Here is a 26,190-nt window from a genome sequence, read left to right on the forward strand (position 1 = left end):
AAAATTTCAATATACGATGTATCATTGATTCAGACAATTATTGCAAATAAATAATCTCAATAAATTATCCGCAAACAGCGGATAATGAGAATCTTTATTATGAACAACAGCAGCAGTCCGATGAAAGTCGGGCTGCTGTTTGTTTTCCTAAAGAATATTTGAAATATGCGGAAGTTCGTTGTCCATTATGGTTTTTAAATCCTCTTTGAGCTTTTCTGCTGTCAGAAGGAAATCAAACTCTTCACCGTTTTCAAGGCAGAATGTCATTTCTTTTATATCAGATGAAATCTCAACAGTTTTTTCATGTTGGATAAACATATTTATTGTGGGATTGGATTTAGTCCAAAGGTCGGAAACCTCGTGGCAGATTTCTACAGCTTCCGAAGTTTGGTCGTTTCTGCAAAGCTCTGTTGCCTGTTCAATAAGGCGTATACTTTCATTTGCAGGATTGAAAACAACATACAGTTCAAAAAAAGCGGCGGCAATTGTGAAAATCAAAAAAATTACGGCAAGGTAAATTCTCTTCATATGTTTTTGCTCTCTTTCAGGATTATTGAAGTTATTTTCTTTTTGTCCGCAGTAAGTATGAAAATATCTTCCTTTCTAAGTTTAAGCTCTGAAAGTCTTTTTAAAAGAATTTCTTCATTCATGCCGCACAGCTTTAAGGAATTGCTTAAAATTTCCCCGTCGTTGATAACCACAGCCTCTATGCCGTCATCTTTTGTTTTGATTTTTGATTGTGCGCAGTTTGGAGTTCTGTAGGGAGGCTTTTGAAGAACACTTATTGAGCCGTTAGTTTCGGCGATACAGTACTGAACCTCGTTTAGTGAAAAAATATTTAACTGCCTTAACTGAGCGCAAAGGTCTTCGGTGCTTATTCTAAGCCTTTTCATCTGACTTTCTAAAAGCTTTCCGTCCTCAATAAGAAGTACAGGACTTCCGCAGATAAGCTTGCGGAATTTGCTCTTTTTCAGCATAATCACACTGAATATTATCTCCATGGACATAAGCACAAGTATTGGAATAATGCCGCTTAAAAGAGGTTGGGAAGTGTTTTGGAGAGGTATTGCGGCAATATCGGAAATTATCAGTGTTATTACAAGCTCGGAGGTTTGCATATCGCTGATTTGCCTTTTTCCCATTATGCGCATGGCGGCTATTATAAAAACATATATCAGCGCAGATCTGACAGCGGAAATAAACATGGTATTCCTCCTTTTTCCAATGTATTATTCCCGCTGTCCTTATTTTTATTCCTTGTAAACAGATACAAAAAAAGTATAATACAGTAAAAATTGCCAATGCTCTTATTGGTGATGTATATGGATAAATCTCTTAAAAAAAATATTTTGGATTTTAAGGAGATGTTTTCTTCTTCGGCGGATTTTACCATAAGGGAGTTTAAGATTAACACACCTAAAGGGAAAAATGCCGCCGTCTTTACAATGGAGGGAATGTGCAACAAGGAAACCTTGGCAATTTCCGTTATAAACCCCATTATGGGATGCAGATACAGAAGTGACAATGGGTGTGAACTCCTCGAAGTTATAAAAACCTCTGTTATAACAGCCTCGGAAATGGTGGATGTAAAGGACACGGAAATGTTTCTTACACTGCTTATGTCGGGGTTTGCAATAATTGCCGTTGACGGATGCGAAAATATGTTGGCAATAGGCTTGCAGGGTTTTTCTTTCAGAAGTGTATCCGAACCATCCGGAGAAACCATACAGAGAGGCTCCAGGGAAGGCTTTGTAGAACCTCTGAGAATAAATATGACCCTTATCAGACGAAGAATAAAAAGCCCTAAGCTTGTGTTTGAAACTATGACCGTGGGAACACTTTCAAAAACTCAAATATGTTTATGTTATCTTTCAGACAGAACCTCAAAGCAGATTTTAAAAAAGCTGAAAGAGGAACTTAATAAATGCGACTTGGAAACAGTGCTGGCGGCGGGATATCTTGTTCCTTTTTTAGAGGAAAATGAGGAAAAATCTCTGTTTACAGGTGTGGGAATTTCTGAAAGACCGGATACAGTATGCGGAAAAATCACGGAAGGACGAATTGCAATTATGATTGACGGTTCGCCCTCTGTGCTTTATGTACCGAAGCTTTTTATTGAAAACTTTCAGAGCTTTGATGACTATTCCAACAGACCATATTACGCCGCTTTTACGAGGATTTTAAAATATATCTCTTTTCTTGCGGCTATCTATATCCCCGGACTTTATGTGGCTTTTGCAACCTTTCATCCGGAGCTTTTTCCGCCTGGAATACTTTCAAAAATAGTAAGCTCTGTTACACAGACACCTCTGCCGCTGATGCTGGAAGTTTTGCTTATACATTTTATATATGAAATTATGAGAGAAGCAGGATTGAGAATACCAAAACCTTTAGGACATGCGGTTGGTATTGTGGGCGCACTTGTAATAGGCGAATCTGCCGTAAGCGCCGGAATTATAGGTTCTCCGACACTTATGGTTGTGGCAATAGCGGCAATCGCTTCCTACACCATACCGGATTTGTACCCCTGTATAACAATTTTAAGACTTGTGTATATAATATGCGGAGGTATTTTGGGGTTGTGGGGAATAGTGCTTGTATCATTTGTTATGCTTTTAAATCTCTGCGGAAAAAACAGCTTCGGTGTTCCTTACGCTTCGCCTTTTGCGCCTTTTATGCCCTGGGCGATGCGTGACACTTTTATAAGGGCAAGCTGGAAAAAGCTTGCTAAAAAGGTTTTGAAAATTCAAGATGTCAAAGGAGCTGATGAAGAGCAATGAGATTAAAAGGAAATGTTCGTTCTTTTAGCTTTTATCTTTTTATGGCGGTGGTGCAGATTTCTGCCTTTTTCGGATTTTTTGCCCATTTACCTCAAGGAGTGACGGCTTACGGGATAATTTTAGCTCTGCCTTTTGTTTTTGTGATATCCGCAGTTATTATGTGCTTTGCCTTTAAGCTTTTTGATAACTATGGAAGCGACACATCAAAAGCTCTGAAAAAAGGTTTGCCCTCATCAGCTATTGTTTATAAATACGTTTTAAGCGTATTTTTGCTTCTTGCCGCCATTATAACGGTTATGAGGTATACGGATTTTGTTTCTGAATGTATCAATAAGGAAGTATCACCTGTAATCCTTATATTTCTTACAATGTGCGGTGTTCTTTACGGAAGCTGTAAAGGCCTTGAAGCTATGTGCGGAGCAAACGGCATTATATTTACTGTCTGCGTGATTTTGCTTACGGTGCTGTTTATCGGTTTAATTCCTCAAATCAGCATTGATGAAGGCACTGTTGCAGGATTTTCTGAAACGGGAATTTTTTCTGTTTTAAGTTCACTTGTGTACTTGATTTCAGGGTTGAGCGCTTTGCCTCTTTGTATAATCCTTTCAGAAAAATCTAAAGGCAACAACAGACGCTCTGCCGCAGGTTTTCTTTTAATTTATTATCTTACTGCGATTATTTCAGTTGTTTTTGTAATTGTTTGTCTCGGTGTGTTTTCACTTCAGGAGAATAACCCTCTTTACGCTCTTTCAAAGCTTTCGGGAATGAGCGTAATTGAGGAAAATGACGGATTATTCTTTATAGTAAGAACAGCCTTTGTATTTTTAGAGCTTTCGGGATATGCAATAGGGTTTTCTTCACTTTTTGAAAGAAGCGGAAGCAGAAAGAGCAGTATCGTTTTTTGCCTGCTGACTTTTGTCATAAGTGAAATTCTCTATGAATTTTTAAAGCTCAGAGCGGATATTTTTGCATATGGAATTATATTTGGAATTGTGCTTATCTCGGTGGTTGCGGCGGTATTTTTTAAAAGGTCGGTAACAGGAGGGACAAAATGAAAAAGGTTTATCTTTCTTTTATAGCTTTTATGCTGGTGCTTTCCTTTTCCTCCTGCGCAATAACAGAAGTAAACGAAAAGGCGATAATTGAGGGAGTTTTTGTAAATGAATCGGGCGGACAGCTTGAATATACCTTTGCAGTGCCTCTTTATGAAGAGGAAGAGATTACCCAGGAATATATAACGGTTACGGCGGAAAATTTGGAAACAGCATTTGACGGATTGGAGAAAGTGACGGCAAAAAAGCCTTTTCCGGGTCAAAACAAATATGTTATTCTATCGGACAATCTTAATTCAGAACAGGTAAAAGAAGTTCTTAAAGATATGTCGGCTGATTATGAATGGAGAAAGGACTGCGTTTTCTTTTTTGCCGACGATAAAGCTTTTGATTATATCCGTGAAGAAAAGATAACATCGGAACACATCGTGGATTTTATAGAAATATACAATGCGAAGAACCGCAAAAAGACAACCGGACTTTTTAAAGCGGAAAAAGCCTCAAAAGAGGAATTATATGAATATATTTTCCCTGTATTTACCATAGAAGAGGAGGGACTTTCTGAGAAAGGAACCAGAACAATCTGAAAAAATATACAAAAATAACGTCATATTTTTTGTTAATGTGTCAATGAAAAACTAAAAATTCAACGAATTTAGAGAGATTTTCAAAAAAATTTTATTTTTATACAATAAAAGGCTTTAAAAAAATATTGCTTTGAGGTATAATAAAGACTGATAATTTATAATAAATTTTAGAAAAGGTCGGTGTTATTATGCCTGTTGAGTTTAAAGTTCCGCTTACAAAAGTTGTTAAAGAGTTGTCGCTGGAGCCGTTATTTCTTCCGGATGACTATGAAAATATTCAGATAAGTTCAATGGATGTCAACAGACCCGGTCTTGCTCTTACGGGGTATCTTGATTTCTTTGATAAAACAAGAATTATAATTTTCGGTAAAACCGAATATTCATACCTTGCACGTTTCGGCAGCGAACAGCAAAGACATGTGATTGAAAATCTTTTCAAGCTGAAGCCGCCGGCAATTATAATCGCCAGAAACCTTCCGGAAAAGGATGAGATTTTATCCACAGCAAAGCTTTACGATATTCCGGTGCTTCGCTCACCTGATTCAACATCATCTCTTTCCGCTTCACTTGTATCATTCCTCAGCGTTGAGCTTGCTCCGAGAATTACAAGACACGGAGTTTTGGTTGAGGTATACGGCGAAGGCTGCTTGCTTATAGGCGACAGCGGTGTTGGTAAAAGCGAAACAGCTATTGAGCTTATAAAAAGAGGTCATCGTCTTATTGCAGATGATGCCGTTGAAATAAGAAGAGTTTCAAAAACTTCTCTGGTTGGTTCATCTCCTGACAATATCAGACACTTTATCGAGGTTAGAGGCGTTGGTATTATAAATGCCCGCAGAATCTTCGGTATGGGTGCTGTAAAGCTTACAGAGAAAATCAACATGGTTATAAATATGGAGCTTTGGGACAGCACAAAGGTTTACGACAGAATGGGTCTTGAAAATGAGTACATGGAGATACTTGGAATTGATGTTCCTGTTTTGACTATCCCTGTTAAGCCCGGACGAAACCTTGCTATCATTATTGAAGTTGCTGCCATGAATAACCGTCAGAAGAAAATGGGCTACAACGGAGCTCAGGAGCTTTTGCAGAGCTTGGGTATGGATGTTACCCCAACAGAGGTTCATAAGAAAAAAATTATCACAAACTGGAAGGCATAATCCAAAATTTTAATATTCTAATTATTATTAGGAGGATTTATGACAGATTCTCAGATAAAAAATACTTTTTGCGAGAAAGCCCTTGAATGTGGCTGTGACCTGCTTATGGATGAGCCCATGAGCAGGCACACCACTTTTAAAATAGGAGGACCGGCGGAAATTTTTGTGGAAGCAAAAACCGTTGAAACTCTGAAAAAATTGGTTTCTTGGGCTGAGGAAAGCAAATTAAAATATATGCTGCTGGGAAACGGCAGCAATCTTCTTGTCAGTGACAAGGGGATAGAGGGCGCAGTGATTACACTGGGCGGAGAATTTAAAGATATAAGACTTGTTTCAGAGGATACAATAGCCTGCGGAGCCGGTGTAACTTTAGCAAAACTCAGCTCCTTTGCTCTTGAAAACTCTCTTGAAGGTCTTGAGTTTGCCTGGGGAATACCGGGAACCGTCGGGGGAGCTGTGTTTATGAATGCAGGCGCTTACGGCGGAGAGATAAAAGATGTGCTTAAAACCTGCCGTCACATGACACAGGACGGTCAGGTTGTGACTTTGTCAGAAAATGATTTTAATTTCGGATACAGAAAGAGTATCTATAAAGAAAACAAGTGGACTATTTTAGACTGCGTTTTCAAACTGAAAAAAGGCAATAAAGAGGACATAAAGGCAAAAATGACAGACTTTATGAACAGAAGAACCTCTAAACAGCCTTTGGAATACCCAAGCGCCGGAAGTGTATTTAAAAGACCGGAGGGAAATTTTGCCGGAACACTGATTGAACAGTGCGGACTGAAAGGAACTTCCGTTGGCGGCGCATGTGTAAGCGAAAAACACGCAGGTTTTATTGTCAATAAGGGCGGAGCAACCTGCAAGGATGTCTGCGACCTGGTAGAATTGATACAGAAAACCGTTAAAGATGAAACAGGTTATCAGCTGGAAAGAGAATTGATAATCGTGGAATGATTTATATATTTATTGATTAAAACCGCTGAGAAGAAAAGCGGTTTTTAAATCGGGAAGTTAGTCAAAGGGAATGAGTGTAAATGGAATTTGTGATTATAACCGGTTCATCAGGAGCCGGAAAAACAAACGTGCTTCATATGATGGAGGATATAGGATTTTACTGCGTGGACAATATACCGCCTGCGCTGCTTTCTACTCTTTATGACCTGTGCAACACAACTTCTGACAAAAGAATGAAGCGTGTTGCTGTGGTTATAGACGTAAGAGGAGGAAACGTGTTTGATACCCTTGTAAAGGAGCTGAGCAAATTCCGCAAGGAGGGAAAAAATGTAAAAATTCTTTTCCTGGACGCCAAAAACGATACACTTCTTATACGCTATAAGGAAACAAGAAGAAAGCACCCATTGACGGACTTGTACTCAAACATAACAATTAAAGATGCGGTAGAGCTTGAAAAACAGCTTTTAAAACCGATAAAAGCCAACGCAGATTACATTATAGACACCACAAACATGTCGCTGAAGCTGCTGCGTGAGCGTGTGGCAACATTGTTTTTGGAAAATGTCAAAGACGGGCTTATTGTCACCTGTATGTCCTACGGTTTTAAATACGGTATTCCACTTGAAGCCGATTTGCTGCTTGACGTAAGGTGTCTGCCAAACCCCTTTTACATAGATGAGCTTAAAAAACAGACCGGCCTTGATGAACCGGTCAGAAGCTATGTTATGGGTTTTGAGGAATCCGTGGAGATGGCAAACAGATATCTGGAGTTTTTGAAATACACTCTGCCTCTTTACAGAAAAGAGGGCAAAAGCGAACTGGTTATTGGGGTCGGCTGTACGGGAGGAAAGCACCGTTCCGTAACTATTGCCTGCTATCTCAATACAAAGCTTACCGAGGCCGGATACAGAAGCGGTATTCATCACCGTGATATATGGAAGCCTTAAAACTTAAATATTTTCACCAGAGGTAACTAATGTCTTTTTCGTCAGATGTAAAAAAAGAGCTTTGCTCTTTGCAGATAAATCCGGAGGATAATTTGGCTGTTGAAAGAACAGTGGCGGAGTGTTACGGAATGCTGCTGTTTGGAAAAAAGTTTTCCTTTAATGAAATAAGTCTTGCAACTGAAAGCCGTGCAACGGCGGGGAAATTTGTAAATTTTCTCACAGGACTTTTTTCACCTCCTCCGATTATTGATACTATAAGGTCTTTAAAAACAAAAAATAATGAAATACGGCTTTATACTGTCAGGGTGGTAAATACAGATGAATGTCTGAGAATTTTTGAAAAATTCGGTCATGACAGGTCACAGATAAACCTGCGTATAAATATGGCAAATATTGACGATGATACAGTATCGGACTTTTTGCGAGGAGTTTTTCTGTCCTGCGGTTCTGTGACAGACCCTGCAAAAACCTATCACCTTGAATTTATTGTTTCAACAAAAAGTCTTTGCACAGATTTGTGCAGAATAATAGAGGATGCCGGAGACTATTCCATAAAGCCAAAGGTTATCCAGCGTTCGGGCGTGTATGTTATATACATAAAGGAAAGCTCACAAATACACGAGTTTTTGAAGCTTGCCGGCGCCGAAGAAAGTTTAAAGAAATTTGAAGAAGAAAAGAATATAAAAGAGCTTAGAAACAGCGTAAACAGGTTGAGCAACTCAGAGGTTGCCAATATAAAAAAGACCGCTAACGCCTATCTGAAGCATATGAAAGCCATAAAAATAATCGAAAACAGCTGCGGACTTGACGCACTTCCTCCGGAGCTTGAGGAGATTGCAAAAATAAGGATGGAAAATCCGGAGCTTTCACTGAGAGGTTTGGGAGAAATGCTCACACCTCCCATAAGCCGAAGCGGTGTAAACCACAGGCTTGAAAAAATCATGGAAATTGCCCAGTCAATCAGCGGAGCAGGCTCCGTGGAAGATAAGGAGTGAAAATGATGGCGGCAGAAAAAAAGAAAAAAAGCGATAAAGGATTTACTTTTGAAGAGGGATGCAAACGCCTTGAGGAGATAGTGGCACAGCTGTCGGGGGGCGAAGTGACTCTTGAAAAAAATATAGAGCTTTATAAAGAAGGCAGCGAGATTTTAAACGCCTGCAATGAAATGCTTGAACAGGCAAAGGGCGTTATCAAAGTTGTTGACAAGGATTGATGTTTCGGAAAGCGGGGAAATAACGTGACTGAGTATTTATCATTGATAGAAAATAAATTACAGGAATATTTGCCGTCAAAGGACTGCACAGAAGGCGTTTTGATGGAATCTATGGATTACAGCCTTAAAGCAGGCGGAAAAAGGGTAAGACCCTGTCTTGCTTTGGAATTTTGCAAAGCCTGCGGAGAAAATCCGGAAAAGGCTGTTCCTTTTGCCTGCGGTGTGGAGATGATTCATACCTATTCACTTATCCATGACGACCTTCCGGATATGGACAACGACGACATGAGAAGAGGAAAGCTGTCAAACCACATAGTTTACGGTGTAAGCACTGCAATTATCGCCGGAGACGCTTTGCAGAGCCTTGCTTTTGAAACAGTTTTGTCAGAGGAAGCGGAGAAGATCTGTGGAAGTCATGCATGCGTAAAGGCTGCAAGAACTCTTGCTAATTACTGCGGAGCCGTGGGAATGTGCGGCGGTCAGATGATAGATATACTCTATGAAGAGAAAAAAGCCGGAATAGAGATACTCAGGGAAATGGACGAGAAGAAAACAGGTGCGCTTATAAAAGCTGCCTGTGAGATGGGCTGTATTGCCGCCGGAGCCGACGAGGAAACAATAGCCCTTGCAAGGGAATACGGCGACAATATAGGACTTGCTTTCCAGATAGTTGACGATATGCTGGATGTGATTTCAACTTCCCAGGAACTTGGAAAGCCTATCGGGAGCGACAAGGAAAACGATAAATCCACATATGTGTCCCTTTTGGGTATAGAAAAATGCAGAGAACTTGCAAAGGAAGCCACAGATAAGGCGGTAAAGGCTCTCGACGGATTTAAAGGCGATACAAAAGAGCTTAAAGATTTTGCATACAGTCTGCTTAACAGAACTAACTAAAATCTTGCCTGAAAAGGAAAAATCTGTTATAATGAACTTTTACAGAGAAATTGCCGCAAAATATAGGCGGTGATTCATTCTGATATTAAGTGAGGAAAAGACCATGAAATCATATGAAATTCTAAATGGTATCACCTCTCCACAGGACCTTAAAAACCTCGATGACAAACAGCTTACCCGGCTTTGTGAAGAGATACGTGAAAAGCTTATTGAAACCGTATCTGTAAACGGCGGTCATCTTTCTCCTAATCTGGGAGTAGTGGAGCTTACAGTGATGCTTCACTATGTTTTTGATTCACCGAAGGACAGTATTATATGGGATGTAGGCCATCAAAGCTATACCCATAAAATTCTGACCGGTCGATTGGGACAGATTGACACAATAAGAACAGAAAACGGACTTTCAGGCTTTCCTAAAAGAAGCGAAAGCAAGCACGACGCTTTTAATGTAGGTCACAGCAGTACGTCTATATCTGCCGCTTATGGAATTGCTCAGGCGAAGAGCCTTTTGGGCGATAACAGCTATACAATAGCGGTAATAGGAGACGGGTCTTTGACAGGTGGACTTGCCTACGAGGGCTTAAACAATGCAGGCAGATTTAACAGAAACTTTATCGTCATCCTCAACGATAACAAAATGTCAATTTCTCATAACGTGGGTGCCATAGCCAGATATCTCAGCAATATGAGAATACAGCCATGGTATCTGAGGGTGAAGAAATATATTGAAGGCGGACTTTCACATTTTTCTGTTGTGGGAGGCTACCTGAAAAAACACCTGCAAAAGAGCAAATCAAAGTTAAAACGACTTATTTATAAGGATACATTTTTTGACAGCATGGGCTTTACCTATTACGGTCCCGTTGACGGACACGATATGGACGAGCTAAAAAAAGCTTTGCAGGCGGCAAAAAGAATGACCTCTCCTGTGCTTTTGCATGTTGTTACTAAAAAGGGTAAAGGCTATCAGTATGCAGAAAATGACCCGAAGAACTTCCATGGTATAGGAAGCTTTGATGTTGAAACAGGAGAGCCTTTGTCAAGTGGAGTTGGATTTTCCGATGTATTCGGGGATTATTTGACAGATGCGGCAAAAGAGGACAGAACAATCTGCGCAATAACTGCCGCAATGAAATCAGGAACAGGACTTAATAACTTTGCACAGACCTATAAAAACAGATTTTTTGATGTGGGTATTGCAGAGGAACATGCGGTGACTTTTGCCTGCGGACTTGCTTCAAAGGGCATGATGCCGGTATTTTCCGTGTACTCCACATTTTTACAAAGAAGCTATGACCAGATACTTCACGATGCCGCAGCTCAGCAGCTCCATATAGTTTTGGCTATAGACAGAGCAGGAGTTGTAGGCGAGGACGGAGAAACCCACCAGGGAGTATTCGACGTAAGCCTTCTCAATTCAGTGCCGGGAGCAACAATATATTCTCCCTGCTATTTTGAGGGACTTGGCCTTTCTCTGAACAGGGCAATGTACTATGATATGGGTGTTGCGGCTGTAAGATATCCAAGAGGCGGAGAGCTTTACCGTCCAAAGGATTTAGTGGATGTAAATGAAGATTACAACATTTATGGCGACGAAAACAGCGAAGTTTTGCTTATTGCATACGGAAGAGAATTTTCAAATGTCTGTCTTGCAAAAGAAGCTTTAAAGAAAAATCACAATAAAGACGTATGTATTTTGAAGCTTTGCAGAATTAAGCCGATAAATCCGGAAGCTATTGAGTTCGCTGTGAAATTTAAAAAGATTGCTTTCTTTGAAGAGGGAATTTTAAGCGGCGGTATAGCCGAAACATTCCTTTCAAATCTTGAAAGCAGAGACTATAAAGGTGAATATATAATCCGTGCCATTGAAGATGAATTTGTTCCTCACGGAAAAGTAAACTCCTTGCTTTGCCGTCTGGGACTTGACAGCCAGTCTGTTGAAAAACTTGTAATGGACAGATTTTTTAATAATTAAAATTCTGATATAGAAAATGCCGGAATAAAGGAAGTAAAAAAAGGGTATGAAAAAAAGACTTGATATTCTCGTATGTGAGAAGGGCTTGGCTGAAAGCCGTGAAAAGGCGAAAGCCGTAATCATGGCGGGACAGATATATGTTGACAATCAAAAGGCCGATAAATGCGGCGATACTTACGATGAAAATGCAAGTATCGAGCTTAGAGGTCAGACACTTAAATATGTAAGCCGTGGAGGTTTAAAGCTTGAAAAAGCCATGGAGCAGTTCGACCTTGACCTCAGCGGAAAAATATGTATGGATATCGGAGCTTCTACCGGCGGATTTACCGACTGTATGCTTCAAAACGGAGCGGTAAAAGTCTATTCAGTGGATGTGGGCTATGGTCAGCTTGCCTGGAAGCTTCGCAATGATGAAAGAGTAGTAAACCTTGAGAGAACCAACATGAGAAAGGTCACAAGGGAAGAGGTTCCCGATGTTATTGACTTTTTTTCCATGGATGTATCATTTATTTCAATAAAGCTTTTGCTTCCTGTTGCACGTGAGCTTATGGGAGAAAACGCCGAGGCGGTTTGTCTTATTAAGCCACAGTTTGAAGCGGGAAAAGGTAAGGTAGGAAAAAAAGGCGTTGTAAGAGACAGCAAGGTTCATGTGGAGGTTGTGAAAGATATCTACGACTTTTGTCTTAACAATGGATTTGATGTGCTGCACACTGATTTTTCACCTATTAAAGGGCCTCAGGGCAACATTGAATACCTTATACACATAAGAAAAAGTGAGGATCCTCAGGATTTTGCAAAGACAAATGCGGAAGAACTGGTGGAGATTTCACACAAAAGTCTTGATTGAATTTATCAAACCAAAGGAAGAATAAGATGAAACTGGCTCTTGTAGTAAACGATAAAAAAATTGAAGCGGTAAAATGCGCTGCCCGAATAATCAAAATGTTTTCTGATGACGGTGTTGAGGTAGGTATGAACCGTCAAAATGCGAAAACAATGGAAAGTATTGACCCGCAGCTTGCGGCGAATGTTGAGTGTTTTGAAAATCACAGCTTGCTTGCCGGATGGTGCGACTTTGCGGTCACTGTTGGAGGAGACGGAACCATAATACATATGGCAAAGCACGCCGCTCTGGCAGGAAAACCTATTGTGGGCGTAAATGTGGGCAGAGTGGGTTTTGCCGCCGAGCTTGAAACCTACGAGATTTCAGAACTTAAAAAAATAATTGTATCCGATTATAATACAGAGAAAAGGATGCTCCTTGATGTATGCGTGAAAAAAGGTGACCGTGAAAAGACTTTTATCGCAGTAAACGATGCGGTTATCTCAAGAGAGGGTCTTTCAAGGATAATAGATATGGAAGTTTCCTTAAACGGAGAAAACTTCTGCTGCTACAGAGGCGACGGAGTGTTGTTTTCAACTCCTACAGGTTCCACGGCTTATTCACTTTCTGCCGGAGGGCCTATAGTTGACCCAAATATGAGCTGTCTGATAATGACGCCTCTGTGTCCGTACTCTCTGTTTTCAAGGTCTGTGGTGTTGTCAGACAAAGCGCAGCTCTCAATAAAAGTACATTCCCCCGACAACAGCACCGGTTTTTTAACCATTGACGGACAGGAATCTGAAGAAATTTTAGACGATGATATAATAACGGTGAAATGTTCAAGTGTGTATCTGTCCATGATACACCTGAAAGATAAAAATTTTTACAGGCTTTTAAAAGAGAAACTGCCCAGGAGTGAATAACAATGAAAAACAGACGACATGAAAGGATACTAAAGCTTATAAACGAACATTCCATTGAAACCCAGGAAGAACTGCTGAAATATTTGCGCAGCAGTGGTTTTGATGTAACACAAGCCACGGTTTCAAGGGATATAAAAGAGCTTAGACTTTTAAAGACCATGACCCACGACGGCAGGTATAAATATACCGCCGGCGTTTCAAATATTGTGGATATAAAAAATAATTTTCAAAGTCTATTTGGAAATTCCGTCACCAGCGTGGACTATGCCGGAAACCTTGTTGTTATAAAGACATCAACAGGTATGGCGCAGGCGGTGTGCGTTGGATTTGATACAATGAAGTTTGATTCCATTTTGGGAAGCATTGCCGGCGATGACACAATTTTTGTTGCCTGCCGTTCAAACGAAGCGGCTCAAAGCTTGGCGGCGGAACTTAAAAAATATAACGGCTGAGGATAAAATCCATAGCAGGAGTGATTTATCGTGCTTGACACATTATATATCGAAAACATTGCGGTTATAGAAAAGACCGCAATCGAGTTTGAAAAAGGCTTTAATATAATGACCGGTGAAACCGGAGCGGGAAAAAGTATCGTTATTGATTCCATAAACTGCGTAATAGGCGGCAGAGCCTCCAAAGATTTGATACGCACAGGATGTCAAAAGGGAGTTGTCTCCGGCGAGTTTTCTCAGGTTCCAAAAGAATGTGAGGAAATGCTCAATGAGTACGGTTTCAGCTGTGACGAAGAGCTTATAATAACACGTGAAATACTTTCAAGCGGCAGAAGTACTTGCCGTATAAACGGTATGCCGGCTCCTTTGTCTGTATTGAAAGCCATATCTCCTTTTTTGATAAACATACACGGTCAGCACGAAAGCTACGAGCTTATGAGCGACAGCAGACATTTGGGTTACCTTGATTCAATGGGTGATTACCAAGAACTGCTGAAACAGTATAAAGAAGAATTTGATAAATATAAAGAGTATAAAAGAATACTTGAGGAGAATGTGACTGACGAAGCCCAGCGAATGAGGGAGACGGACATTCTCACATATCAGGTTGAGGAGCTGAGAAACGCTCAGCTCAGAATAGGGGAATTTGACGAGCTTACAGCGGAAAAAATTAAGCTTAGCAACAGCGAAAAAATAAGGGACGCTTTGGCTGACTCAAAAATGATGCTTGACGGCAGAGATTTTAAAGGAGCCTGCGAGCTTGCAGACGAAGCTTCTTCACAGCTTTCCGTAGTCAGCGGCTACATGCCGGAGGCTGAAAAGCTTTCCTCAAGACTTACGGACGTTTATTACGAATTGAGGAGCATTTCCGAGGATATAGAAGCTCTTATAGATGACGCAGATATTGACCCCTACAGATTAAATGAAATTGAAGAAAGATTGGACCTGCTTTACAGGCTCAGAAGAAAATACGGAGAAAGCGAAGAAGAAATGATTGCTTTTCTGGAAAAGTCGGAAGAAAGGCTTTTCCAGCTGGAAAATTTTGAAAACACCAGAAAAGAAGCTCAGAAAAATTATGATATAGCCCTTGAAAAGGTTACCAAAACAGCGGAAAAGCTCACAGAAAAGAGAATAGCAGCCGGTAAAATTTTCAAGGAAGAGGTGGAAAAAGAGCTTGCCTTTTTGAATATGAAAGGCGTAAGAATAGAGGTTTCAGTGGAGAAAGTTCCCCTCAATGATAAGGGCTGGGATAAGGTTGAATTTTTGATATCCTCAAACCCGGGTGAACCGCCGAAGCCGGTTTCAAAGATTGCCTCAGGCGGCGAGCTTTCAAGAATGATGCTGGCGATAAAAACCGTACTTTCAAAGAACGATATCACCGGCACATTGATATTTGACGAGGTTGACACAGGTATTTCCGGTTCCGCTTCCCAGAAAGTCGGCATGAAGCTGAAACAGGTTTCAAAAAACAGACAGGTTATCTGTGTTACTCACCAGCCTCAGATTGCCGCCCTTGCAGACATACATTTCCTTATCAAAAAGTCAACAGACGGCGAAAGAACATATACTGAGGTTACAAAGCTGGACGATGAAAACCGCATAAAATCCCTTGCCGCACTAATCGGAGGTGCTGAAGTAGGCGGAACGGCATTGGAACACGCTAAAAAACTTATTGAAGAAGGCAAAAATTTGTAAATTTGTTTTGACAAACGTGTGAAAAAAGAATAAAATAGATATATTATACATTTAGATTTTCAGGAGGTGTCCACATGAAAAACTGGCTTGTTGCAAGTGCAGACAGAAAGGCGGCAGAAATGCTGTCTGCTCAGTGCGGACTGCCTCCTTTTATTGTTTATATTCTCATGATAAGAGGCTTCAATACAAAGGAAAGCATCATGGAATTTTTATCAGATGATACGGGGTTTGAAAATCCCTTTGACGCAGTGGATATGGATAAAGCTGTGGAGCGAATCAACAGGGCCTTGGATAACTATGAGAAAATATGTGTTTACGGTGATTACGACGCAGACGGAGTGTCCTCCACTGCGTTGCTTTGCACTTATCTGGAAACAGTAGGAGCCGACGTTTTCTACTATATACCCTCAAGGGAAAACGAAGGCTATGGAATGAACGACGATGCAGTAAGAAAAATACATGAAAAAGGCGCAGACCTTATAATAACCGTGGATAACGGAATTGCCGCCCATAAGCAGGTGGACTTGGCAAATGAGCTGGGCATGGATGTGGTCATTACCGACCACCATAAGCCTGTCTCAGAGGAAATGCCAAATGCTGTAGCTGTGGTAGATTTGCACAGAACAGACTGTCCCTCAAAGTTTAAAGAACTGTCCGGAGTGGGTGTTGTCTTAAAATTGATTTTTGCAATGGAACAGGGACAGATGGACAAAGAAGAAATACTGGACAACTACTGTGACATTGCCGCAATAGGAACAATAGGGGATATAGTTCCCTTGAGAGGCGAAAACAGAACCATCGTAAAACACGGATTGAATTTGATTAGAAATTCTCAGCGTTACGGAATTAACGCACTTATAGAAGCTTCCTCACTTTCAGGAAAAAAGATTACTGCCGGAAGTCTTGCTTTTTCGGTTGTTCCCAGAATAAATGCCGGAGGCAGACTGGGCGAGTCCTTTGAAACAGTAAATCTATTGATGACTGATGACATGCAGGAAGCCGAAGAAATAGCAAAAGAGCTTTCTCAGGACAACAACAAACGACAGTCTATTGAGAAAGAAATTATAGATGAAATACTTAAAGAACAGGAAAAAAGACCGGGAATTTTTGCAATGCCGGTTATAGTGGTTGAGTCCGACAATTGGCATCAGGGAGTTATCGGAATTGCGGCGGCGAGAATAAAAGAGCTTTTCGGAAAGCCCGTGATTGTTATAACCTTTGAAGGTGATACGGGCAAGGGTTCGGGAAGAAGTGTTGCCGGATTTTCACTGTGTGACGCTGTATTTGCATGCAGTGAATATCTTACCCACTGCGGAGGTCATCCAATGGCTGTAGGCTTGGGTATTAAGAGAGAACAGGTTGAAAATTTCAGAGAGGCCATAAACCAATATGCTTTAAGCCTTGATGAAATGCCTATGGACACTTTGAACATTGACTGCAAGCTTAATCCTGCCGGAATAAACGTAAACTTTATAAGACAGCTGCAAGTTTTGGAGCCATACGGTGCAGGTAACCCAACACCGGTGTTTGGTCTTTATTCCATGAGAATTGTGGATGTAAAATCACTTTCGGAAAACAAGCATCTTAGAATAACGGCAGAAAAGAACGGCACAAGAGTAAATATAATGAAATTCTTTACAGCTAAAGAGGATTTTCCTTTTAAAAGAGGAGATGTTGCCGACTTCGCCGTTAAGCTTGATATAAGCGAATTTTCCGGAGGGAGCGTTTCAATAATAGCTGTAGATGTAAGACCTGAAAATCTTGATTACAGCGAGCTTATTAAATCTTACAGAATATATGAAAATTTCGTGGCCTCACAAAAGGCTGATGACAATACATTTAGCTATTTAATGCCCACAAGGGAAGAGTTTGCTAAGGTATACAGATATATAAGGGAAGCAGGAGGTGTTTTCGGAGGAAAGGAAATATTGTACTGCGGACTTGGAAAATGCATAACTTTCGGAAAGCTTTGTCTGATTCTTGACGTGATGAAAGAGCTTAATCTTATCAGCATTGAAAGAAGCGATAAATCTGAAAGGATTTATCTTAACAGTATACAAGGAAAAGTGAATTTATCGGATTCCCTTTCCATCAAAAGATTATCGGAGGTGCGTAGTGATGGGTGGACTTAACAAAGTAGCTTGTTATCGTGATTTCGAGGAGTTAAAAGCTTTAATCGAAAAAAGCATAACACAGGGAAATCAATATGATTTGGAAAAAATTGAAAAGGCGTATAAGTTTGCTGATGAAGCTCACGGGGATCAGAAACGTGTTTCGGGAGTTCCGTACATTTTACATCCCACATCAGTCGCCTGTATTTTGGTGGAATTGGGAATGGATACCGATTCGGTAGTGGCGGCACTTCTCCACGATGTGGTTGAGGATACACCGGTCACTATAGAAGAGGTTACAAAGCTTTTCGGAGAAACCGTTGCAAACCTCATTGACGGGGTTACCAAAATATCAAAAATTCCCTATTCCAACCGAGAGGAACAGCAGGCGGAAAACGTCAGAAAAATGCTTATAGCTATGTCGAATGACATAAGGGTAATAATCATTAAATTGGCCGACAGACTTCATAATATGCGTACTATGGAGTGTATGAAAGACCAAAAAAGACGTGATAAAGCCCGTGAAACCATGGAGGTGTATGCGCCTATTGCTCATCGTCTCGGTATTAAGGCGGTAAAGGAGGAACTTGAGGATTACTCAATTCGTTACCTTGACCCTGTAGGATATGCGGAGATAGAACAGGAGCTTGCTCTTACAGCAGACCAGAGAGAAGAATTTTTGAATGATGTAACTCAGAAAATCAAAAAGAAAACCGAGGAGATAATTCCTAATGTCTTTGTAAGCAGCAGAATTAAGAGTGTTCACAGTATATACAGAAAAACCTATATGCAAGGCAAGACGGTTGACCAGATTTTTGATATATATGCAGTCAGAGTAATTGTTGATACTGTAAACGACTGTTACAATGTTTTGGGAGTTGTGCATGACCTTTTCCAGCCACTTCCAAACAGATTTAAGGACTATATTTCCACACCAAAGTCAAACATGTATCAGTCCTTGCATACAACAGTTATAGATAAAAGAGGAATACCTTTTGAAATCCAGATAAGAACATGGGAAATGCATTACACAGCTGAATACGGTATTGCAGCCCACTGGAAATATAAGCTTGGACTTAAAGGAAAGAGAAAAGGCGACAGCCTTGATGAAAGTCTTAAAAAAATAAGACAGATGATAGAAAGTCAGCTTCAGGAAGCCGACTCCACAAACCTTATTAAAACCATAAAGAACGACCTTGACCCTAACGAGGTTTATGTATTTACACCGAAGGGTGATGTTATTTCACTTCCTGCCGGCTCAACTGTAATAGATATGGCTTACGCCATACATTCCGGAGTAGGAAACAGCATGATAGGTGCTAAAGCCGATAAAAGAATAGTTCCTATTGATTATCAGGTTAAGAACGGTGAGATAATTGAAATTCTCACACAAAAAGAGGGAAGCGGTCCAAAAAGAGACTGGCTGAAAATTGTAAAAACTTCTCAGGCAAGAACCAAGATAAGAAATTGGTTTAAGCATGAAAAAAGAGATGAAAATATTCTTGAAGGAAAAGCAGAGCTTGAAAAGGAATTCCGAAAGAATATGATGTATATACCGGAAAAAGAACTTCCGGAATTTTTCGCAAAGATGATGGTGAAGCAGCATTGCAATACAATGGATGATTTCTATGCTGCAATAGGATACGGAGGCATACAGCTTTGGAGGCTTATGCCGAGAATAAAAGAGGAATACTCTAAAAAATACAAGAAAACCGAAGAGGATAACATAAACGAAATTCTCGAAAAACAGCCGGAAAAGAAAAAGAAAATCAGCTCCGGAATTATTGTTGAGGGTATGGACGATGTTTTGATTAAGCTTTCAAAATGCTGTAATCCTCTTCCAGGCGACGATATAATCGGATTTATAACACGTGGTTACGGTGTATCAATCCATAAATGCAGCTGCACCAACGTGCCTAAGGACATTTCAAAGACTGAAGAGCCTGAAAGATGGGTAGAAGCAAGGTGGAGCGACAGCGTAAAGGATACATTCCACGGAACTATTGAAATTCTCTGCGACGGCAGAACAGGATATCTTGCAGATTTGGCTGTGCATATTTCAGCAATGCATTTGTCTATACACAGCCTAAATTCACATGAACTAAATGACGGCAGAGCAATCATAACATTTACCATAGATGTTAAGAGCATTGACCACATTAACTCTATTGTGGCAAGACTTTCCAACATCAACGGAACAATATCAATTACAAGAAAATAATATTTAAAGGATGATTTTTAATGTTGGCTGTACTTCAAAGGGTCAGCAATGCCTCTGTAACCGTTGACGGTGAGATTAAGGGGCAGATAAATAAAGGATTTTTAATTTTACTTGGAGTAAATTCTCAGGATACGGATAAAGATGCGGCGGTTCTCGCCGCAAAAATATCCGGATTGAGGATTTTTACAGATGAAAACGACAAAATGAACCTTTCTCTTGAGGATGTAGAGGGTGAAACTTTGGTTATATCCAATTTCACCCTTTGCGCAGATTGCAGGAAAGGCAGAAGACCTAATTTCATAAACGCCGCAAGACCGGAAACAGCGGAACCTCTTTATGAACTTTTTTGCAGTGAGCTTAAAGCTAACGGAGTTAAAAAGGTTGAAAAGGGAGTATTCGGCGCAGATATGAAGGTTGAACTGCTGAACGACGGACCTGTGACAATAACCATAGATTCAAAGGAGCTGATAAAATGATTGATGTAAAGGCATTCACTTTGGGCGACTTGGCGACAAACTGTTATCTCCTTGAGGAAACAATTTCCGGTGAAATGGCAGTTGTTGATCCCGCAACTGATGAGATTATTCATATTCTCAAAAGCTTAAACTGTGATTTTTCAAAAATAAAATATATATTTTTAACCCACGCCCATTTTGACCATATTTATGGTACTGCTCCTCTTAAAGAGCTTACTAATGCAGAAATTGTAATAAGCCGAGTGGAGAAGCCAAGCCTTGGTGATAATGATATAAACCTTTCAAGCAGCTTTTTGCCGCCAAAGGGTATGGAAGAGATAGTTCCTGATATGCTTGTTGATGACGGCAGTATTATTAAGCTTGGAAATACCGATATTAAAATTATGCTTACTCCCGGTCATACAGCAGGTTCAATTTGCCTTTTGTTTGAAGATAATCTGATTTCAGGAGATACGCTTTTCTGTGAGTCAGTTGGAAGAACAGATTTGCCTACAGGAGATATGAATATGCTTTTAAAATCTCTTGGAAAAATTAAAGCTATTGACGGAAACTGTAGAGTTTACCCGGGCCACGGCAGACCTACAACACTTGACCACGAGAGAAAATATAATATATATATGGATTGATAAATTTACAAATTTTTATTACGGAGAATTAAAGGAATGGAAGTATATATCTTTAACCACGATTATTTATATGAACTTGAAAACCTGACAAGGGTGTTTTTCCCCAACGACAAAATAACGGTTTTGAAATATATGGGTGGAGAAGATATGAAACCACCATTTGTATACACCGCAATAACAGAGGATAAAATGGAAGCAAGACTCTTCGACGGTGAGTTTGACAAAACCGTAACAGCGCCGCTGACAGATGGTGACGAAGAGCTTGCACTGATGACTCTGGTTTTTGACCTTTTTACTCAATATACAGGATATGTTCCTAAGTGGGGACTTCTTACAGGTGTAAGACCCATAAAGCTCATGCGAAGATTAAAGGACGATATGGGTGAGGGAGAGGCAAAAAAATATTTCAGAGAAAAGCTTCTTGTAAGCGAAGAAAAAACAGACCTTGCCTGTGAAACCGAAAAGAATGAAAGAAAGATATTAGACCTTTCTCAGAGAAATTCTTTCAGCCTTTATATTTCAATTCCATTTTGTCCCAGCAGGTGCAGCTATTGTTCCTTTGTTTCACAGTCAGTGGAAAAGGCAAAACACCTTGTAGAACCCTATCTTGAATTGCTTGTAAAAGAGATTAAGAAAACTGCGGAAATTGCAGAGAGCTTAAAACTTAATCTGGAAACTGTCTATATAGGCGGAGGTACTCCCACAACCTTGTCGGCTGAACAGCTTAAAATCCTGCTGGACGCAATAAAATCCTCTTTTGATTTAAGCAATTGCAGAGAATTTACCGTAGAAGCCGGACGTCCTGATACAATAACATTTGATAAGCTTAAAGCTATTTTAGAGGGCGGAGCAGACAGAATCAGCGTTAATCCTCAGACACTTAACGACAATGTACTTGAAAATATAGGCAGACGTCATACTGCTCAGCAGGCAATAGACGCCTTTAAGCTTGCCAGACAGGCGGGAGTGGGACATATAAACATGGACCTTATAGCAGGCTTACCGGGAGATACAATAGAAAGCTTTAGAAGTACACTTGACGGTATATGCGAGCTTGACCCGGAGAGTATAACAGTCCATACTCTCTCCATGAAGAAAAGCTCCGGACTTACCGCAGAGGGTAAACAGATTTTAAAGCAGGAAGGCATAACCGCTTCACTTATGCTGGAATACACAAAAGAAAAGCTTTCAGCCTTGGGATATAAGCCCTACTATCTTTACAGACAGAGCCGAATGGTTGGAAATCTGGAAAATGTAGGTTGGGCGAAAGAGGGCTTTGAAAGCAGTTACAATGTGTTTGTAATGGACGAAACCCATACGGTTTTGGGATGTGGAGCAGGAGCTGTAACCAAGCTTAAAGAGTTCGGAACAGACCGACTGGAAAGAATATTTAATTTTAAGTATCCATACGAATACAATACAAGATTTGATGAAATAATAGAAAGAAAAAAAGGCATAACCGAATTTTATGCTAAATATTTTTAATATAAAAAGGAGGCAGTAATATGAGTATTCTTGACGATGTAATGGTAAATGCAAAAGCGGCTATAGATGATTTCGGAAAAAAAGCCACAGATATTGCCGACAGTTCTGTTTTGGCAATAAGCGCAAACAACATCAAAAACGAGATTGAGAAAAAGTACACGGAGCTGGGCAGAATCTATTATAACGAAGTAAAGTCCGGTTCATTGGATTTGGACGACCTTGAGGATTTAACAGGGGAAATAGATATACTCATGGAGCAGTTACATGCGGTTCAGGCAAAGCGTGCTTCAATGAGAAACAGAAAAATTTGTCCAAAATGTAAAAACGCAGTTCCAAAGGATTCAAGCTTTTGCAATAAGTGCGGAGCTTCTCTTGAGGAAGAAAGCGAAGACTAATTTTAAAACCTGTAATAAAAAGACAAGTAGTGCATATTTTTTAATAAGCACATAAGAGGCGGGCTTTGTGCCCGCCCATTTTTTACAGGTGATAAATTATGAAAGTAAAAAATAACAGCGCAAAAGGCGTGACCTCTAATTTTATAACAGGAGCCTTTCTGCTTACAGGAGCGATGTTTGCGGTAAAAATATGCGGAATGTTTTTCAAAATATTTCTTACACGAATTTTCGCCGTTTTCGGAGATGATTTTGCAGGAATAGGCACGGGACTTTTCAGCAACGCTTACGAAATTTACATACCATTGTTTACCATAGCCACAGCGGGTTTTCCGGTGGCTGTTTCAAGGCTTATTTCGGAAAGCGCCGCAAGGGAGAATTTCCGTGAGGTGCGAAAAATTTTTAAATCCGCAAAGCCATTTTTTGTGGTCACCGGTTTAATATGCTTTTTGATAATGGCTACGGGCAGCTTTTTTTATGTAAAGCTTATAGAACAGCCCTATGCAATTTACTCAATGCTTGTACTATCGCCCACGATTTTTTTCGGATGCGTTGCTTCGGTTTACCGTGGATATTTCGAGGGACTTAGAAACATGTCGCCGACGGCAGTTTCCCAGGTTATAGAGGCCTTGTGCAAGCTGTTTGTAGGTTTGGGACTTGCCGCCGCAGTGGTATTTGCAGGAACAGCCAATTATCAAAAGACAGGGACTTTTTTCGGAATGACTTTTGAGTCGGAAGCAGAGGCGGTTAATACTTTGGCTGGAATATCCGTTGCGGCGGCAATCGGAGGAATTACTCTGGGAAGTATTTTTTCCTGTTTGTATCTTATCTGCAAATACAGAAAATCAAGGCGAGGTATTCCCCAGGAGTATTATTTAAAACCCATTGAAAGAAAAGAAAGTGAAAGAACCTTTCTTTTGATTTTTAAAACTGCTATTCCTATAGGCGTAACATCTTTGGTAATGAGCATAAGTTCAACGGTAGATTCAGCCATTATACAGCATGTGATTTATCATACCGCAGTGGAAAACAGAGAGCAGCTGCTCAGATGTTTTGACGGAGCATTAAACCACACAATACCAGCCATTCCAACGCCGGAAAATCCTATAACCATTCACACCTATCTGTTCGGATGTTTCAGCTGTAGTTTGACGATAATGCAGCTTATAACAGCCCTTACTCAGGTGCTTGGAACCTGCGCAATGCCAAACGTCACAACGGCTTTTACAAAGGGAAGCAAAAGGGAAATAAAGAAATCCATAGAAACAGTGATAAGAATTACAATGGCGATTGTACTGCCTTCGGGGCTTGGATTGTTCTTTTTGTCGTATCCGATTATGAGTCTGTTTTTCGGCGGAAATGTGGCTGTAATCGGCGCAAAAGTTCTGAAAATTATGGGACTGTCTGTTATATTTATTGCCGCATGTACGCCTGTTTGCAGTATGCTTCAGGCAATAGGTAAAATATCACTTCCTCTTAAATTTTTTGTTGTGGGAATGGGAATAAAAATACTTATAAATTACCTATTTGTGAGAAACGTAAATCTAAATATTCAGGGTGCGGCAGTAGGCTCGCTTCTTGCCTATATATACATCTTTTTCGGGCTTTTTTACTGTCTGTGCAAGCACGCAAAAGTAAGGCCTAATCTGCTTAATTGTGTGCTGAAACCCCTTATCTCAGCTATAATATGTTGCTCTTTTGCGGCGGCAATATATAATGTATTTGCCTCGGTAATGTTTCAAAAAATTGCCGTTTTGTTATCTATTGCTGTTTCTGCGGTGATTTATTCGATATTTTTGGTGCTTTTGCGGACATTTTCTGCCGAAGAAATGAAAATATTTCCCGGGGGCGAAAAAATCGAAAAACTACTTGAAAAATGAAGTATTTTAGGTTAAAATGTATGTATTGTTTTTTTAGGGGTGATTGTATTGGATTACATAAAAAAGGATTCATACGGTTTTAACGACCTGGTTGAAATAATGAAAATACTCAGATCCCCCGAGGGCTGTCCCTGGGACCGTGAGCAGGACCATAAGAGCATAAGACAGAACTTTATTGAAGAAACTTACGAGGCAATAGAAGCCATCGACACAGAAGATTCAGAGCTTTTAAAAGAGGAACTTGGAGACGTTTTGCTTCAGGTTGTTTTTCACTCTGAGATTGAACAGTCACAGGGCGGTTTCAATATAGACGATGTGTGCGACGGTGTCTGCAAGAAACTCATCGTAAGACATCCACATGTTTTCGGCGATGTTGTTGCCGAAACATCCGATAAGGTGCTCACAAACTGGGACAACATAAAGATGAAAACAAAGTCACAGAAAACTCAGTCCGACGCTATTGACAGCGTGGCAAAGAGCCTTCCTGCCCTTATGAGAAGCACAAAGGTTCAGCAGAAAGCCGCCAAAGTAGGCTTCGACTGGGACGACGTCAACGGAGCAATGGAAAAGGTTTCCGAGGAACTTTCCGAGCTTAAAGAAGCTGTAAAAAGCTCAGACAAAGAAAACATCCACGAGGAATTGGGCGATTTGCTGTTTGCAGTGGTAAATGTTTCACGTTTTCTCAAAGAGGACTCAGAAAAAGCCCTTTACGATGCCTGTGACAAGTTCGCCAAGAGATTTCGAAAGGTTGAAGAGCTTGCTTCCGAAAAGGATATAAATATGAAGGAAGCGGGAATTGAAGTTCTTGATGAACTTTGGGATGAAGCTAAAAAAATCAGTAATTAAATTTTTAATATATATTTGTTTTACGGAGGAAGAATTATGAAAAAAACAGAACTCATTTCAACGGTGGCAGAAAAGTGCGAAGTAAAAAAGCAGGACGCAGAAAAGATAATCAATGCTGTTTTGGACACAATAGTAGAGACCATTGCTGAAGGTGAGAAAGTTCAGCTTGTAGGTTTTGGTACTTTCGAGCAGAGAACCCGTAACGCAAGAACAGGCTGTGACCCAAGAACTAACCAGCCAATCGAAATTGCGGCTTCAAAGGTACCGGCTTTTAAGCCAGGAAGAGCATTCAAGGATGCCGTAAATAAGGATTCACAGGAGTAATTTTTTGGACCGGCATTTTGTCGGTCCTTTGTTTTTTATATTTTTAAAAATTTTAAGTTTTAATTAAACAGATGGTTATAACATCAAATATGGAAACAAAGAGGAGAAAGAAAATGCGTCTTGATAAATATCTTAAAGTCAGCAGAATTATAAAGAGAAGAACAGTTGCAAATGAGGCTTGTGACGCAGGCAAGGTTCAGGTAAACGGAAAAATTGCAAGAGCTTCCTATGATGTAAAGGTGGGCGATGTTATAGAAATAGCATTCGGAGCCCGCACCATCAAAATTGAAGTGGTAAGTGTTAACGAATACGCAAAAAAAGAGGATGCAGGAAGCATGTATAAAGCGGTTTGATAATGTAGTTATATA

26 protein-coding genes are annotated in these 26,190 nt (G+C 40.2%); 24 read left to right on the forward strand and 2 right to left on the reverse strand.

Features of this window, described 5'->3' with window-relative positions; genetic code table 11:
- Positions 1 to 147: 147 nt before the first annotated feature.
- Entirely contained in the window at positions 148 to 528 is a 381-nt protein-coding gene (locus B5F08_RS10395) for a DUF4363 family protein (protein ID WP_087379004.1), read from the reverse strand.
- Positions 525 to 1,205, reverse strand: coding sequence for a DUF421 domain-containing protein (locus tag B5F08_RS10400; RefSeq protein ID WP_087379006.1), 681 nt, complete (start codon positions 1,203 to 1,205; stop codon positions 525 to 527). Before B5F08_RS10400 ends, B5F08_RS10395 begins: the two co-directional genes overlap by 4 nt.
- A gap of 117 nt (positions 1,206 to 1,322) precedes the next feature.
- On the opposite strand from B5F08_RS10400, the gene B5F08_RS10405 reads away from it, so the two are divergent.
- The 24 genes from B5F08_RS10405 to B5F08_RS10520 all read left to right on the forward strand — a co-directional run bounded on the left by B5F08_RS10405 (position 1,323) and on the right by B5F08_RS10520 (position 26,175).
- Positions 1,323 to 2,780, forward strand: coding sequence for a spore germination protein (locus tag B5F08_RS10405; protein WP_087379008.1), 1,458 nt, complete (start codon positions 1,323 to 1,325; stop codon positions 2,778 to 2,780).
- The gene (locus B5F08_RS10410; RefSeq protein ID WP_087379010.1) at positions 2,777 to 3,835 is read left to right on the forward strand and encodes a hypothetical protein; all 1,059 of its coding nucleotides are present in this window, start codon (positions 2,777 to 2,779) and stop codon (positions 3,833 to 3,835) included. The genes B5F08_RS10405 and B5F08_RS10410 overlap by 4 nt, the downstream gene beginning before the upstream one ends.
- Positions 3,832 to 4,419 (forward strand): Ger(x)C family spore germination protein, encoded by a 588-nt coding sequence (locus tag B5F08_RS10415; RefSeq protein ID WP_087379012.1) that lies wholly within the window; start codon positions 3,832 to 3,834, stop codon positions 4,417 to 4,419. The genes B5F08_RS10410 and B5F08_RS10415 overlap by 4 nt, the downstream gene beginning before the upstream one ends.
- Positions 4,420 to 4,607: 188 nt before the next feature.
- A complete protein-coding gene (gene hprK, locus B5F08_RS10420; protein WP_087379014.1) occupies positions 4,608 to 5,579 on the forward strand; it encodes an HPr(Ser) kinase/phosphatase in 972 nt (323 codons plus the stop codon).
- Positions 5,580 to 5,618: 39 nt separating this feature from the next.
- A complete protein-coding gene (gene murB / locus B5F08_RS10425; RefSeq protein ID WP_087379016.1) occupies positions 5,619 to 6,536 on the forward strand; it encodes a UDP-N-acetylmuramate dehydrogenase in 918 nt (305 codons plus the stop codon).
- A gap of 80 nt (positions 6,537 to 6,616) precedes the next feature.
- Positions 6,617 to 7,483 (forward strand): RNase adapter RapZ, encoded by an 867-nt coding sequence (gene rapZ, locus B5F08_RS10430; RefSeq protein ID WP_087379018.1) that lies wholly within the window; start codon positions 6,617 to 6,619, stop codon positions 7,481 to 7,483.
- 29 nt (positions 7,484 to 7,512) lie between these two features.
- Complete coding sequence (gene whiA, locus B5F08_RS10435) at positions 7,513 to 8,478, forward strand: DNA-binding protein WhiA (RefSeq protein ID WP_087379020.1); 966 nt, start codon at positions 7,513 to 7,515, stop codon at positions 8,476 to 8,478.
- Between the two features lie 5 nt (positions 8,479 to 8,483).
- Complete coding sequence (gene xseB / locus B5F08_RS10440) at positions 8,484 to 8,696, forward strand: exodeoxyribonuclease VII small subunit (protein ID WP_158096285.1); 213 nt, start codon at positions 8,484 to 8,486, stop codon at positions 8,694 to 8,696.
- A 24-nt stretch (positions 8,697 to 8,720) separates the two neighbouring features.
- Positions 8,721 to 9,593, forward strand: coding sequence for a polyprenyl synthetase family protein (locus tag B5F08_RS10445; protein WP_242968420.1), 873 nt, complete (start codon positions 8,721 to 8,723; stop codon positions 9,591 to 9,593).
- 103 nt (positions 9,594 to 9,696) lie between these two features.
- Complete coding sequence (gene dxs, locus B5F08_RS10450) at positions 9,697 to 11,568, forward strand: 1-deoxy-D-xylulose-5-phosphate synthase (protein WP_087379024.1); 1,872 nt, start codon at positions 9,697 to 9,699, stop codon at positions 11,566 to 11,568.
- A gap of 46 nt (positions 11,569 to 11,614) precedes the next feature.
- A complete protein-coding gene (locus tag B5F08_RS10455) occupies positions 11,615 to 12,415 on the forward strand; it encodes a TlyA family RNA methyltransferase (protein ID WP_087379026.1) in 801 nt (266 codons plus the stop codon).
- 26 nt (positions 12,416 to 12,441) lie between these two features.
- Positions 12,442 to 13,314 carry an NAD(+)/NADH kinase gene (locus B5F08_RS10460; protein ID WP_087379028.1) on the forward strand — a complete coding sequence of 291 codons (873 nt, stop codon included), beginning with the start codon at positions 12,442 to 12,444 and terminating at the stop codon, positions 13,312 to 13,314.
- A gap of 2 nt (positions 13,315 to 13,316) precedes the next feature.
- A complete protein-coding gene (argR, locus tag B5F08_RS10465; RefSeq protein ID WP_087379030.1) occupies positions 13,317 to 13,766 on the forward strand; it encodes an arginine repressor in 450 nt (149 codons plus the stop codon).
- A 30-nt stretch (positions 13,767 to 13,796) separates the two neighbouring features.
- Positions 13,797 to 15,461 carry a DNA repair protein RecN gene (gene recN, locus B5F08_RS10470; RefSeq protein ID WP_158096286.1) on the forward strand — a complete coding sequence of 555 codons (1,665 nt, stop codon included), beginning with the start codon at positions 13,797 to 13,799 and terminating at the stop codon, positions 15,459 to 15,461.
- A gap of 74 nt (positions 15,462 to 15,535) precedes the next feature.
- Complete coding sequence (gene recJ / locus B5F08_RS10475) at positions 15,536 to 17,593, forward strand: single-stranded-DNA-specific exonuclease RecJ (RefSeq protein WP_087379034.1); 2,058 nt, start codon at positions 15,536 to 15,538, stop codon at positions 17,591 to 17,593.
- On the forward strand, positions 17,580 to 19,793 hold the full coding sequence (locus B5F08_RS10480) for a RelA/SpoT family protein (protein ID WP_087379036.1): 2,214 nt from the start codon (positions 17,580 to 17,582) through the stop codon (positions 19,791 to 19,793). Before recJ ends, B5F08_RS10480 begins: the two co-directional genes overlap by 14 nt.
- Before the next feature lie 20 nt (positions 19,794 to 19,813).
- Positions 19,814 to 20,269, forward strand: coding sequence for a D-aminoacyl-tRNA deacylase (dtd, locus tag B5F08_RS10485; protein ID WP_087379038.1), 456 nt, complete (start codon positions 19,814 to 19,816; stop codon positions 20,267 to 20,269).
- Positions 20,266 to 20,895: an MBL fold metallo-hydrolase gene (locus tag B5F08_RS10490; protein WP_087379040.1), complete on the forward strand. Its 630-nt coding sequence runs from the start codon at positions 20,266 to 20,268 to the stop codon at positions 20,893 to 20,895. Before dtd ends, B5F08_RS10490 begins: the two co-directional genes overlap by 4 nt.
- A 36-nt stretch (positions 20,896 to 20,931) precedes the next feature.
- Complete coding sequence (hemZ, locus tag B5F08_RS10495; protein ID WP_087379042.1) at positions 20,932 to 22,380, forward strand: coproporphyrinogen dehydrogenase HemZ; 1,449 nt, start codon at positions 20,932 to 20,934, stop codon at positions 22,378 to 22,380.
- 20 nt (positions 22,381 to 22,400) lie between these two features.
- A complete protein-coding gene (locus B5F08_RS10500) occupies positions 22,401 to 22,775 on the forward strand; it encodes a zinc ribbon domain-containing protein (RefSeq protein ID WP_087379044.1) in 375 nt (124 codons plus the stop codon).
- A gap of 98 nt (positions 22,776 to 22,873) precedes the next feature.
- Positions 22,874 to 24,652 (forward strand): putative polysaccharide biosynthesis protein, encoded by a 1,779-nt coding sequence (locus B5F08_RS10505; RefSeq protein ID WP_087379046.1) that lies wholly within the window; start codon positions 22,874 to 22,876, stop codon positions 24,650 to 24,652.
- Positions 24,653 to 24,700: 48 nt separating this feature from the next.
- Positions 24,701 to 25,498 carry a nucleoside triphosphate pyrophosphohydrolase gene (gene mazG, locus B5F08_RS10510; RefSeq protein WP_087379048.1) on the forward strand — a complete coding sequence of 266 codons (798 nt, stop codon included), beginning with the start codon at positions 24,701 to 24,703 and terminating at the stop codon, positions 25,496 to 25,498.
- 36 nt (positions 25,499 to 25,534) lie between these two features.
- Complete coding sequence (locus B5F08_RS10515) at positions 25,535 to 25,822, forward strand: HU family DNA-binding protein (protein WP_087379050.1); 288 nt, start codon at positions 25,535 to 25,537, stop codon at positions 25,820 to 25,822.
- A gap of 113 nt (positions 25,823 to 25,935) precedes the next feature.
- Positions 25,936 to 26,175, forward strand: coding sequence for an RNA-binding S4 domain-containing protein (locus B5F08_RS10520; RefSeq protein ID WP_087379052.1), 240 nt, complete (start codon positions 25,936 to 25,938; stop codon positions 26,173 to 26,175).
- The last annotated feature ends 15 nt before the right edge of the window (positions 26,176 to 26,190 follow it).

The organism is Anaeromassilibacillus sp. An172 (genome assembly GCF_002160515.1).
In the GTDB taxonomy this organism is placed as follows: Bacteria; Bacillota; Clostridia; order Oscillospirales; family Acutalibacteraceae; genus Limousia; species Limousia pullorum.

What these genes read in the sequence shown, in the direction of transcription:
- B5F08_RS10395 (WP_087379004.1), bottom strand. Translation starts at nt 528, where the DNA reads ATGAAGAGAATTTACCTTGCCGTAATTTTTTTGATTTTCACAATTGCC.
- B5F08_RS10400 (WP_087379006.1), bottom strand. Translation starts at nt 1,205, where the DNA reads ATGTTTATTTCCGCTGTCAGATCTGCGCTGATATATGTTTTTATAATA.
- B5F08_RS10405 (WP_087379008.1), top strand. Translation starts at nt 1,323, where the DNA reads ATGGATAAATCTCTTAAAAAAAATATTTTGGATTTTAAGGAGATGTTT.
- B5F08_RS10410 (WP_087379010.1), top strand. Translation starts at nt 2,777, where the DNA reads ATGAGATTAAAAGGAAATGTTCGTTCTTTTAGCTTTTATCTTTTTATG.
- B5F08_RS10415 (WP_087379012.1), top strand. Translation starts at nt 3,832, where the DNA reads ATGAAAAAGGTTTATCTTTCTTTTATAGCTTTTATGCTGGTGCTTTCC.
- hprK (WP_087379014.1), top strand. Translation starts at nt 4,608, where the DNA reads ATGCCTGTTGAGTTTAAAGTTCCGCTTACAAAAGTTGTTAAAGAGTTG.
- murB (WP_087379016.1), top strand. Translation starts at nt 5,619, where the DNA reads ATGACAGATTCTCAGATAAAAAATACTTTTTGCGAGAAAGCCCTTGAA.
- rapZ (WP_087379018.1), top strand. Translation starts at nt 6,617, where the DNA reads ATGGAATTTGTGATTATAACCGGTTCATCAGGAGCCGGAAAAACAAAC.
- whiA (WP_087379020.1), top strand. Translation starts at nt 7,513, where the DNA reads ATGTCTTTTTCGTCAGATGTAAAAAAAGAGCTTTGCTCTTTGCAGATA.
- xseB (WP_158096285.1), top strand. Translation starts at nt 8,484, where the DNA reads ATGGCGGCAGAAAAAAAGAAAAAAAGCGATAAAGGATTTACTTTTGAA.
- dxs (WP_087379024.1), top strand. Translation starts at nt 9,697, where the DNA reads ATGAAATCATATGAAATTCTAAATGGTATCACCTCTCCACAGGACCTT.
- B5F08_RS10455 (WP_087379026.1), top strand. Translation starts at nt 11,615, where the DNA reads ATGAAAAAAAGACTTGATATTCTCGTATGTGAGAAGGGCTTGGCTGAA.
- B5F08_RS10460 (WP_087379028.1), top strand. Translation starts at nt 12,442, where the DNA reads ATGAAACTGGCTCTTGTAGTAAACGATAAAAAAATTGAAGCGGTAAAA.
- argR (WP_087379030.1), top strand. Translation starts at nt 13,317, where the DNA reads ATGAAAAACAGACGACATGAAAGGATACTAAAGCTTATAAACGAACAT.
- recJ (WP_087379034.1), top strand. Translation starts at nt 15,536, where the DNA reads ATGAAAAACTGGCTTGTTGCAAGTGCAGACAGAAAGGCGGCAGAAATG.
- B5F08_RS10480 (WP_087379036.1), top strand. Translation starts at nt 17,580, where the DNA reads ATGGGTGGACTTAACAAAGTAGCTTGTTATCGTGATTTCGAGGAGTTA.
- dtd (WP_087379038.1), top strand. Translation starts at nt 19,814, where the DNA reads ATGTTGGCTGTACTTCAAAGGGTCAGCAATGCCTCTGTAACCGTTGAC.
- B5F08_RS10490 (WP_087379040.1), top strand. Translation starts at nt 20,266, where the DNA reads ATGATTGATGTAAAGGCATTCACTTTGGGCGACTTGGCGACAAACTGT.
- hemZ (WP_087379042.1), top strand. Translation starts at nt 20,932, where the DNA reads ATGGAAGTATATATCTTTAACCACGATTATTTATATGAACTTGAAAAC.
- B5F08_RS10500 (WP_087379044.1), top strand. Translation starts at nt 22,401, where the DNA reads ATGAGTATTCTTGACGATGTAATGGTAAATGCAAAAGCGGCTATAGAT.
- B5F08_RS10505 (WP_087379046.1), top strand. Translation starts at nt 22,874, where the DNA reads ATGAAAGTAAAAAATAACAGCGCAAAAGGCGTGACCTCTAATTTTATA.
- B5F08_RS10515 (WP_087379050.1), top strand. Translation starts at nt 25,535, where the DNA reads ATGAAAAAAACAGAACTCATTTCAACGGTGGCAGAAAAGTGCGAAGTA.
- B5F08_RS10520 (WP_087379052.1), top strand. Translation starts at nt 25,936, where the DNA reads ATGCGTCTTGATAAATATCTTAAAGTCAGCAGAATTATAAAGAGAAGA.